The organism is Bacillus sp. AFS029533, assembly GCF_002585125.1.
GTDB classification, from domain to species: Bacteria; Bacillota; Bacilli; order Bacillales; family Bacillaceae_G; genus Gottfriedia; species Gottfriedia luciferensis_B.
The window spans coordinates 19,563-30,522 of sequence record NZ_NUQC01000004.1 but is presented as its reverse complement, the minus strand read 5'-3'; the positions used below and the strand labels follow the sequence as shown (position 1 = coordinate 30,522).

The window sequence follows — 10,960 nt, the reverse complement described above, 5'->3', positions numbered from 1 at the left end:
CGTGTTATTCTTTTTGTATATAAACACTAGATTTTCGAAAAAAACCTCTAGCTTGTTGCTAGAGGTCTACTCCACGTACTTCTATTTTAAATTAAGTAGGTTTTTTTGTAAAATCGAACTGATTTATTCTATTTTCATAAGGTCGATATAAAATAAAAAACTACTGTATATACAGTAGTTTTTATGATGGCTCGGGACGGAATCGAACCGCCGACACGAGGATTTTCAGTCCTCTGCTCTACCGACTGAGCTACCGAGCCATTATATGGCGGTCCCGACCGGGATCGAACCGGCGATCTCCTGCGTGACAGGCAGGCATGTTAACCGCTACACCACGGGACCAAGATAATTTTATTTAAAAAAGGATGACCCGTACGGGACTCGAACCCGTGTTACCGCCGTGAAAGGGCGGTGTCTTAACCGCTTGACCAACGGGCCACATTCATTTAAGAAAAGATGAGCCATGAAGGATTCGAACCTTCGACCCTCTGATTAAAAGTCAGATGCTCTACCTACTGAGCTAATGGCTCACAATTTAAAATATATTACTTTAACTTCATAAACTAAGTACTAGTTATGACGACAAGATTTATCTTATCATACTTTCTAATAAATTTGCAATAGTTTTTTTAAAAAAATAATAAAAGCCCCTAAATTTTTATTTAAGGGCTTTGTATTATATTAAGCTCCGTAAACGTTACGTACGATATTTGTTTGGTTACGGTCAGGACCAACTGAGAATACAGATAATGGAATACCTACTAATTGAGACACACGTTCTACATAATGTCTTGCATTAACTGGTAATTCATTAAGAGTTTTTACTCCAGTAATATCTTCTGTCCAACCTGGAAGTTCTTCATAAACCGGCTCACACTCTGCAAGTTGTTTTAAGCTAGCAGGGAACTCAGTAATTGTTTCTCCACGGAATTTATAAGCAACGCAAATTTTTACAGTCTCTAGACCTGTTAATACGTCAATTGAGTTAAGTGATAAATCAGTAATACCACTAACGCGACGAGCGTGGCGAACTACTACACTATCAAACCAACCTACACGTCTTGGTCTTCCAGTAGTTGTACCGTACTCACGACCTACTTCACGAATTGTATTTCCAATTTCGTCAAATAGTTCAGTTGGGAATGCACCTTCACCAACACGAGTAGTGTAAGCTTTACAAACACCAACAACGTGATTAATTTTTGTCGGACCAACGCCAGATCCAATTGTTACTCCACCTGCAACTGGGTTAGAAGAAGTAACGAATGGGTATGTACCTTGGTCGATATCTAACATTACACCTTGTGCGCCTTCAAATAATACGCGCTTTCCACCATCAATTGCATCATTTAATACAACAGAAGTATCACACACATATTTTTTAATTTGTTGTCCGAACTCATAATATTCTTCAAAAATATCATCGATATTTAATGCATTTGAATCATACATTTTTTCAAATAAATTATTTTTCTCTTCAAGATTACGTTTTAATTTTTCGTAAAACTCTTCTTTATCTAAAAGGTCTGCCATACGGATTCCCACACGAGCAGCTTTGTCCATATAAGCTGGTCCAATACCTTTTTTAGTAGTACCAATTTTATTATCGCCTTTACGCTCTTCTTCTAACTCATCTTGTTTTAAATGATAAGGTAAGATAACATGAGCACGGTTACTAATACGTAAGTTGTCAGTTGAAACACCTTTATCATGTAGGTATGCTAGCTCTTGAACTAAAGCTTTAGGATCTACAACCATACCATTTCCAATAACACAAATTTTATCTGAGAAGAAAATACCTGATGGAATTAAATGAAGTTTGTACTTTTCACCATTAAATACGATTGTATGACCTGCATTGTTACCACCTTGATATCTAGCAACTACTTCTGCCTGTTGTGATAAAAAGTCAGTAATTTTTCCTTTTCCTTCGTCTCCCCATTGAGAACCAACTACTACTACTGATGACAATGTACTGCACCTCCGATTAAAATACGCTATTTCCGAACTAAAACCAAAACTAGTATATCAAACTTACGGAATTTGTCAATAAATCTCTTTGAATAATTCTGTTCTAAGTTTTATTTGTTCGTAAATACAAACTAAAGAATTTGATAAAAATAGTTTGCCCTAACAAAAAAAAATAATCACATAGATTCACTATGTGATTATTTTTTAGATAAGATTCGAAGTAGTAGAAATCAGATAGATGACAATATTTTTTAGGCACCTGGTGCTTGCTCATCAAACCTTCGTTCTAAGTTTACGAACTTGTTATATTCTTTTACGAATGCTAACGAAACAGTACCTACTGGACCATTCCTTTGTTTAGCAATAATGATTTCAATGATATTTTTATTCTCTGATTCTTTATCATAGTAATCGTCTCGGTATAGGAACGCAACAATATCCGCATCTTGCTCAATACTTCCTGATTCACGGATATCGGACATCATTGGACGTTTATCCTGTCTTGACTCAACGCTTCGTGATAGCTGAGATAAGGCTATTAGAGGTACTTTTAATTCCCTCGCCAGTCCTTTAAGAGATCGTGAAATTTCAGATACCTCTTGCTGACGATTCTCTCCACTTTTACCGTTACCTTGAATAAGCTGAAGATAATCTATTAGGATCATTCCTAAGCCATGCTCTTGCTTCAGTCTTCTACACTTAGCACGTATGTCATTTACCCTAATACCAGGTGTGTCATCGATATATATACCCGTACCAGCTAGGCTACTAGCAGCCATAGTAAGCTTATTCCAGTCCTCTTGTTCAAGATTACCTGTACGCAATGCCTGTGCATTAATATTCCCTTCCGCACAAAGCATACGCATTACAAGCTGATCCGCTCCCATCTCGAGACTGAAAATTGCTACGTTTTCATCTGTTTTAGTCGCTACGTTTTGAGCGATATTCAATGCAAAAGCTGTTTTACCTACAGAAGGACGGGCAGCTACTATAATTAAGTCATTCGGTTGAAATCCCGCTGTCATACGATCTAAATCAGTAAACCCTGTCGGTACACCGGTGATTTCGCCACGTTGATTAAATAAAGTCTCAATTTTACTAAATGTAGTAAATACTACATCTTTGATACTTTGGAAACCAGAAACATTTGTGCGCTGAGCTACTTTTAAAATACTTTTTTCAGCCTCGTTTAGTACAACATCCACTGGAATATCTGGCGCATAGCTTTCCGTTACAATATTTGTAGCGGTTCTTATTAATCTTCTTAAAGTAGATTTTTCTTCAACGCTTTTTGCATAGTATTCAACGTTAGATGCCGTTGGTACTGAAGCCAGCAAATCATTTAAATATGATACTCCTCCTACTTCTTCTAATACTCCTTGATTAGCTAGTTCAGAAGTTAGCGTGATAACATCTAGAGGCTCATTCCTTGAAGCAATCTTAAGCATCGCTTCAAATATTTTTTGATGGGCAGCTCGATAAAAGTCATCTGGTAAAAGCCGTTCTGAAGTTGATATTAGCGCCTCTGAGTCTAACAGTATGGCCCCTAATACAGCCTGTTCAGCTTCTATATTCTGTGGTGGAGTACGATCATTTAGCAAATCACTCATTTCTAGTCCTCCAGATGCTTGTTTTTCTTATTGTTCTTTAACGTGTACTTTTAAAGTTGCACTTACTTCAGGATGTAATTTTACTTTAATATTTGTTACACCTAGTCCTCTAATCGCGTCATTCATTTCGAATTTACGCTTATCTAGTTTAATACCATGTACTTTATTAAGCTCATCTGCAATTTGCTTACTTGTGATTGATCCGAAAAGACGGCCACCCTCACCTGATTTAGCTTTTAGTTCTACTGTTAAAGTTTCAATTGTTTCTTTTAGCTTCTTACAATTTTCTAATTCGGCTTGTGCATCTTTTAATTCTTTATTCTTTTTCGCTTCAAGAGTTTTCATATTACCTGCAGTAGCTTCAATAGCATCTCCATTTTTGATTAAGAAGCTTGCATAGCCATCTGCGATATTTTTAGTTTCTCCTTTTTTACCTTTTCCTTTTACATCTTTTAAGAAAATTACTTTCATTTGTTTGTTCTCCCTTCAATATATTCATCGATTATTCTCAATAAACGTTGTTCAACTTCTCTGATTGAAGAAGATTCAATTTGTGCAGCAGCATTTGTTAAGTGACCGCCACCGCCAAGCTCTTCCATTATTAATTGAACATTTATATTCCCTAATGATCGACTGCTGATGCTAACAACATTATCTGACCTTTTCGCAATAACAAAAGATGCAATGACATCAGTCATCGTTAATAATGTATCTGCAGCCTTAGCGATTAATACTTGATCATAGTTTACTTTGTCTTTTCCAAAACTAATCGCAAAGCCCTCTTTGTACATATAGGCTTCCTCTATCAATTCTGCTTTGCGAATATATTCATTCATATCTTGTTTTAGTAAATTTTGAACGAGGATCGTATCCGCCCCATTCGAACGTAAGTAAGACGCTGCATCAAAAGTTCGTGCCCCTGTTCGGAAAGTAAAACTCTTTGTATCAACAATAATACCTGCAAGCAAGGCTGTTGCCTCAAGCATGCTTAATTTTATTTTCTTAGGCTGGTACTCCAACAACTCAGTTACTAATTCTGCAGTAGAGGAAGCGTACGGCTCCATATAAACTAGAATTGCATCCTTAATGAAGTCCTCTCCTCTTCGATGATGGTCTATAACAACAATTTTATCTGTCTCATTTAAAAGTGATTCTTCTTCAACCATTGTCGGTCTATGAGTATCTACTACGATTATTAATGTATCTTCAGAAATAAGTTCTTTTGCTTTTTCGGGTGAAATAAAACAAGACATAAATTGTTCATTTTTAGACATTTCCCTCATCAAACGATTAACACTTTTATCTACTTCATCTTTATCAATTACTACATAACCATCCACTTCATTATGCATTACCATTTTTAAGATCCCAACTGCTGAACCAAGAGCATCCATGTCAGGTAACTTATGACCCATTATCATAACATTGGTGCTACTCTTCATTAAATCTCTTAATGCATGCGAGATTACCCTCGCTCTAACCCTCGTTCTCTTTTCTACAGGGTTAGTTTTCCCACCAAAAAACTTTACTTTACCGTTAATATTTTTTACAGTTACTTGATCTCCCCCGCGCCCTAGTGCTAAATCTAAACCAGATTGAGCTAGTTGGCCAAGTTCGGTTAAATTCAAGCTACCTACTCCTACACCGACGCTTAGAGTAAGAGGTAAATTACGCTTTGTCGTTTCTTCCCTTACTTGGTCTAATATAGAGAATTTATTATTTTCTAATGCTGCTAGAATACCTTCGTTTAAAACTACACTATATCGATCGGATGAAACACGTTTCAAGAACATACCATTGCTATTAGCCCAACTATTTAACATTGTTGTTACTGCACCATTTACACTAGAACGCTCCTGATCATCTAAGCCCTGTGTCATTTCATCGTAATTATCTAGTAAAATAATTCCGATTACTGTTCTTTGATCTTCGTATAACTTCTCTAGTTGTGCTTGTTCTGTCACATCAAATAAGTAAATATATCGCTCTTCCCTTTTAATAACTACCCGATATGTTCTTTTACTTATATTCAATACATCTTCTTTTTTCTCTTTTTTCGAAATTAAAGCCATTAATCCTTCAGATAGATCATATATGTGTTTACCAATTAATGAACGATCATCTAAAATATTTAAAATATATTGATTGCCCCATTCAATATGGTACTCTCTATCATAAAGTAATACTCCAATTGGCATTTCTGTAATTGCTTCGTTACTTAAATTTTTCACTCTCGACATAACTGATTCTATATACATATCTAAAACGTAGCGGTACTTAATTTCTAACTTTACAACTAGAAAAATAACGCATAAAAAGATAACGATAAAAATTATCCCTATTTTAGGTTGAATATAGACTACAGTTCCGATCAGAAACACTGAAAGAGCAGTTAAAAGATAGACGGGTATAAGAAACATCTGTTTCTTATGAAAATCTTGCATATGTTCAACCCCTAAGCCAAATAAAATCTAACTTACATATTAAAGTTTATTCACTTTCTCACAACAAATTAGTAACAAATATGTTTTAAGTTTAAATTTTTCTTCTATTAAATATTCCAATTGAGACAATTCCAATTAGTAAAACAATATAAATTAATGGTTGAATGATAAAACTTGCGATCAATATAATAATTGGTACCGCTTTAGAAAAATGTTTTAAATAACTAAAATAAAATATTGAAGCGTAACCTTGAACGAGCAGTAAAATTTGAAGTACATATGTTAAATTAATCACTGCTGTACTGAGGAAACTACTTTGTTTCAAATTGAAGAATGAAAAAATCATTACAATTAAAAAGAACCACATGAATCCTACTGGGAGTCTAAACTCTCTAAATGGCTTAAATTTCGGAGTTTTATAACCTAATCTTCTTATTAATGGAAAAGTTACAAGTTGAGTTAAAAAAGCAAGTATAAAACTAACCATTAACAGTATTGAAGGAATTAATGTAGGGATTAATTTAATAGCATTTGTAAGACTATCTAATGCTTTTTCATTGGCGTTAGTACCAAGACTGGCACTAAGTTCCTTACTTTTTTCGATAGCTTCCGTTGCCAAGTTTATATTCTCTTTAACGAAATCAATATGAAAAACAGCTTTGAATAGTATGTACGATAGTACTGTATGTATTAAATATAAGAAAGTACTAGTAAGTAATATCTCTCCTTTACTTCGCTCATTTTTCAATAGATACCCAAATGCTATACCAACTGTTGAGTACATTAAAGTAACTGGAAGTAAATTAAATGAGGTAATCACAATTGTTAATCCTAGTGCCACACAGCAAAGTAAAAGTGATTCTTTAATTGAGTATTTAATACTTAGAATAATAAACGGCAGTGGCATAAGGAATGCCATAAAAATTGAGAGAAACGGTACAAATCTAAATATTAACAGTAGTACTGAGTAAATAGCTAATAGTACTGCACCCTCGGTAATAAATCGAGTCGATTTCAAAATAAAGCTCCTTTCAACTACCCCTACTTATTTCACGATAAGCATACTATTTCTTATTTTACCATAAAACTTATTTTTTCATAAATACAAAAAAAGTACAGCACTAGAATGCTGTACTTTTTATTACTTAGCTTATTCAGCTACGTATGGTAATAACGCCATTTGACGAGCGCGTTTGATTGCGATCGTTAATTTACGTTGGTATTTTGCAGAAGTACCAGTTACACGACGAGGTAAAATTTTACCACGCTCAGAAACGAAACGTTTTAATAACTCAGTATCTTTGAAGTCGATTGTAGTGATGCCGTTTGAAGTAAAGTAACAAACTTTACGACGTTTAGCACGTCCACCTTTGCGTCCACCCATTGCCATTGTTATTTCCCTCCTCTACTTAAAAATTAATTTTTTAGTAATGCTAACCGTTCAGCATTACACTGTTTTTATTATTAGAAAGGAAGATCGTCATCAGTAATATCAATCGTTTTGCTTGTCCCACCAAATGGATCATCATTAAAGCTAGGCTTCTGAGATGGTGCTTCGAAAGGATTTCCAGCGTTAAAACCTTGATTTTGTTGGTTCATACCGAATGAACCACCTTGGTTACCTGATGCATTTCTTGGTTCTAAGAATTGAACAGAGTCGGCTACAACTTCAGTTACATATACTCTCTTACCATCTTGACCATCAAAACTTCTAGTTTGAATACGTCCCTCAACGCCAGCTAAGCTTCCTTTTTTCAAGAAGTTTGCTACGTTTTCAGCGGGCTTTCTCCAGATAACGCAGTTAATAAAATCTGCTTCTCTTTCACCTTGCTGATTTGAGTAGGTACGATTCACTGCTAGAGTAAATGTTGCAACGGCAACCCCACTTGGCGTATAACGTAAGTCCGGATCCTTTGTTAAGCGACCTACAAGTACTACACGATTGATCATCTGATTCCTACCTCCCTAAAGCATTTAAAAAATATTATTTTTCTTCTTCACGGATAACGATGTGGCGGATGATATCTTCGCTGATTTTCGCTAAACGATCGAATTCTTGTACTGCTTCTGGTTTAGCAGAAACGTTTACAAGCATGTAGTGTCCATCACGGAAATCGTTAATTTCATAAGCTAAACGACGTTTACCCCACTCTTTAACGTTTGTGATTTCAGCACCTTGTTCAGTTAAAACGCCGTTGAAACGCTCAACTAATGCTTTTTGTGCTTCGTCTTCCATGTTTGGACGAACGATGTACATGATTTCGTATTTATTCATCACAATGTCACCTCCTTTTGGTCTAACGGCCCAACTAAGGGCAAGGAGCAATTTAATTAATCACTCACGAGTTAGAATTATAGCATAGTTTTTTTAAGATAGCAAATCATTAATTGACTTGCTATTTTCATTAAACATTAAATCTGAAATGCATTACATCTCCATCTTGTACGATATACTCTTTCCCTTCAAGACGTACTTTACCTGCTTCTTTTGATGCTGTCATGTTACCATAAGTCGCTAAATCTTCAAAAGAAACTGTTTCTGCGCGGATAAAGCCACGTTCGAAGTCGCTATGAATTACGCCAGCACATTGTGGTGCTTTCATACCTTTTTTAAATGTCCAAGCTCTTACTTCTTGTACACCTGCAGTGAAATAAGTTGCCAATCCTAATAAAGAATAAGCTGCACGAATTAATTGATCTAAACCTGATTCTTCTATTCCAAGTTCTTGAAGGAATGTACGTTTCTCTTCATCATCTAGCTCAGCTATTTCTTCTTCAATTTTTGCACTAATTACAATTACTTGAGAACCTTCTTTAGCTGCAAATTCTCTTACCTTTTCAACGTATTCGTTTGATGAAGCATCTGCGATTTCATCCTCGCCAACATTAGTGATATAAAGCATTGGCTTAGTCGTTAATAAGTGTAAACCTTTTACTACTTTCATTTGCTCTTCCGTAAACTCTACTGAACGAGCCGGCTTATCATTTTCAAATGCATCTCTTAATTTCACTAAAATTTCATGTTCATAAGATGCATCTTTATCTTTTTGCTTCGCTAATTTAGCTACACGATCAATACGTTTTTCAACAGATTCTAAGTCTGCAAGAATTAGTTCTAAGTTAATTGTTTCAATATCTGCTATTGGATCTACTTTTCCAGATACGTGAGTAATATTATCATCTACAAAGCAACGTACTACTTGGCAAATTGCGTCTACTTCACGAATATGAGATAAAAACTTATTTCCTAAACCTTCACCTTTACTTGCACCTTTAACGATCCCTGCGATATCAGTAAATTCAAAAGTTGTTGGAACAGTTTTTTTAGGTTGAACTAATTCAGTTAATTTTACTAAACGGTAATCTGGTACTTCTACCACACCTACGTTTGGATCAATTGTACAAAACGGATAGTTTGCTGATTCAGCACCTGCTTGTGTAATTGCATTAAATAATGTCGACTTTCCTACGTTTGGTAATCCTACGATTCCTGCTGTTAATGGCATATTTTCCACTCCTATACGAACTTAGTTAATCTTTCACAATTATATTGATTTCAAAAAAAAATAACAAGAAAATCTGAATATTAATTCTAAACATACGAAAGGTATCTAATACGAGCGATCCTTCAAATTGCTCTACTAGATACCCATTGATTTAACAATCGTTCTACTCTTCAGATCGAACTAAAACCTTTTTTAATTTTCGTGTGAACTCTCTGCGTGGAATTAATACGCTATGCTCACATCCCTCACATTTTAATCGAATGTCCATACCCATTCGAATAATTTTCCATCTGTTTACTCCACAAGGATGAGGTTTTTTCATTTCTACTACATCATTTAGGTTAAATTCTTTTTCTTCCATGTAAAAACTTCACTTCCTTAAAATAGTAGCATACAAACTATACATTCGCATTTTCATTTTTAGTTTCTGGTTGTTTATATAATACCATCTTTGGATACGAAATTTCTATGTTATTTCTTTCAAGTACTTCCTTAATTTCTTTTCGAATTGCTCTAGAAATTTTAAACTGTGTCATCGCTCTAACTTCCGAAGAGATTCTCAATGTTACTTCAGAAGGTCCTAAGTTTTGGATTCCAAGAAACTCTGGAGGTTTTACCATTTCTTCATATCTAGCTGGCATAGTTTCTAAATGCTGTTCAATTACATTTTGTGCATGTTCAATGTCACCCTCATATGAAATACTAACATCTACCATTGCCACAGCATTATGTAATGAAAAATTGGTTACTTCAGTAATCATTCCGTTCTGGATAATATGAAGCTCACCAGTTCCACTTCTAATTTTAGTTGTTTTTAAACCGATTGATAATACTGTTCCTTCGAAAGTTTGAACTCTAATGTAGTCACCAACTGAAAATTGATCTTCAAACAAAATAAAAAATCCAGAAATGATATCTTTTACTAAGCTTTGTGCACCAAAACCAATTGCTACGCCACCTATTCCTGCTCCAACTAAAAGTCCTTTTATTTCCACACCAAATATCGGGAGAATCGTCAAAGCAGCAATAAAGAATATTACATATGCAAGTACATTTTCCATCAGTTTAATAAGCGTTACTGATCTTCTTTCTGATACTTGTAACGGTCCTCTAGCATTAACCTTTAAAAGATTACGGATTAACTTTCTTCCAAGTTTTACAGCCAAGACTGAAACGATAATAATTAAAGCTATTTTTATTGATGAATTTAAAATTGTGTCCCATTGTTCTGGAGTTAGCATGCTTTTTTTTATTACTTTCTCAGCATTTTCTATTTTATCAGCTGCATTATTCATACTGTATTTTTCCCCCTATCTATTTTCAAATGACTTTAAACGTAATACTAAACGAATTAACACCTTAAAACTACAAATATGAACAAATGTAATAATAGTTTAATTTAATATCGAACATTGCTTGACGAAAGTAT

Annotated in this window: 11 protein-coding genes and 4 tRNA genes; all 15 read right to left on the bottom strand. The window is 34.7% G+C overall.

Annotated features, from left to right (window positions below):
• Window positions 1-187: 187 nt before the first annotated feature.
• A tRNA-Phe gene (locus COE53_RS01835) sits at window positions 188-260 on the bottom strand.
• A 6-nt stretch (window positions 261-266) separates the two neighbouring features.
• Window positions 267-342: transfer RNA gene (locus tag COE53_RS01830), tRNA-Asp, on the bottom strand.
• Window positions 343-366: 24 nt separating this feature from the next.
• Window positions 367-438 (bottom strand) — tRNA-Glu (locus tag COE53_RS01825).
• Between the two features lie 19 nt (window positions 439-457).
• Window positions 458-530, bottom strand: a tRNA-Lys gene (locus COE53_RS01820).
• A 151-nt stretch (window positions 531-681) separates the two neighbouring features.
• On the bottom strand, window positions 682-1,971 hold the full coding sequence (locus COE53_RS01815; RefSeq protein WP_069033645.1) for an adenylosuccinate synthase: 1,290 nt from the start codon (window positions 1,969-1,971) through the stop codon (window positions 682-684).
• Between the two features lie 251 nt (window positions 1,972-2,222).
• Window positions 2,223-3,581: a replicative DNA helicase gene (gene dnaB, locus COE53_RS01810; RefSeq protein ID WP_025568964.1), complete on the bottom strand. Its 1,359-nt coding sequence runs from the start codon at window positions 3,579-3,581 to the stop codon at window positions 2,223-2,225.
• 27 nt (window positions 3,582-3,608) lie between these two features.
• Entirely contained in the window at window positions 3,609-4,052 is a 444-nt protein-coding gene (gene rplI, locus COE53_RS01805; protein WP_025568963.1) for a 50S ribosomal protein L9, read from the bottom strand.
• Complete coding sequence (locus COE53_RS01800; protein ID WP_025568962.1) at window positions 4,049-6,025, bottom strand: DHH family phosphoesterase; 1,977 nt, start codon at window positions 6,023-6,025, stop codon at window positions 4,049-4,051. Before COE53_RS01800 ends, rplI begins: the two co-directional genes overlap by 4 nt.
• A gap of 91 nt (window positions 6,026-6,116) precedes the next feature.
• On the bottom strand, window positions 6,117-7,043 hold the full coding sequence (locus COE53_RS01795) for a YybS family protein (protein WP_069033644.1): 927 nt from the start codon (window positions 7,041-7,043) through the stop codon (window positions 6,117-6,119).
• A gap of 132 nt (window positions 7,044-7,175) precedes the next feature.
• Complete coding sequence (gene rpsR / locus COE53_RS01790) at window positions 7,176-7,409, bottom strand: 30S ribosomal protein S18 (RefSeq protein WP_025568960.1); 234 nt, start codon at window positions 7,407-7,409, stop codon at window positions 7,176-7,178.
• Window positions 7,410-7,489: 80 nt separating this feature from the next.
• A complete protein-coding gene (gene ssb, locus COE53_RS01785; protein WP_025568959.1) occupies window positions 7,490-7,975 on the bottom strand; it encodes a single-stranded DNA-binding protein in 486 nt (161 codons plus the stop codon).
• A 34-nt stretch (window positions 7,976-8,009) separates the two neighbouring features.
• Window positions 8,010-8,300: a 30S ribosomal protein S6 gene (rpsF, locus tag COE53_RS01780; protein ID WP_025568958.1), complete on the bottom strand. Its 291-nt coding sequence runs from the start codon at window positions 8,298-8,300 to the stop codon at window positions 8,010-8,012.
• A gap of 130 nt (window positions 8,301-8,430) precedes the next feature.
• Entirely contained in the window at window positions 8,431-9,531 is a 1,101-nt protein-coding gene (ychF, locus tag COE53_RS01775; protein WP_025568957.1) for a redox-regulated ATPase YchF, read from the bottom strand.
• Window positions 9,532-9,694: 163 nt separating this feature from the next.
• Entirely contained in the window at window positions 9,695-9,892 is a 198-nt protein-coding gene (locus tag COE53_RS01770; RefSeq protein ID WP_025568956.1) for a DUF951 domain-containing protein, read from the bottom strand.
• A 37-nt stretch (window positions 9,893-9,929) separates the two neighbouring features.
• Window positions 9,930-10,826, bottom strand: coding sequence for a mechanosensitive ion channel family protein (locus COE53_RS01765; RefSeq protein ID WP_049813553.1), 897 nt, complete (start codon window positions 10,824-10,826; stop codon window positions 9,930-9,932).
• Window positions 10,827-10,960 lie beyond the last annotated feature (134 nt).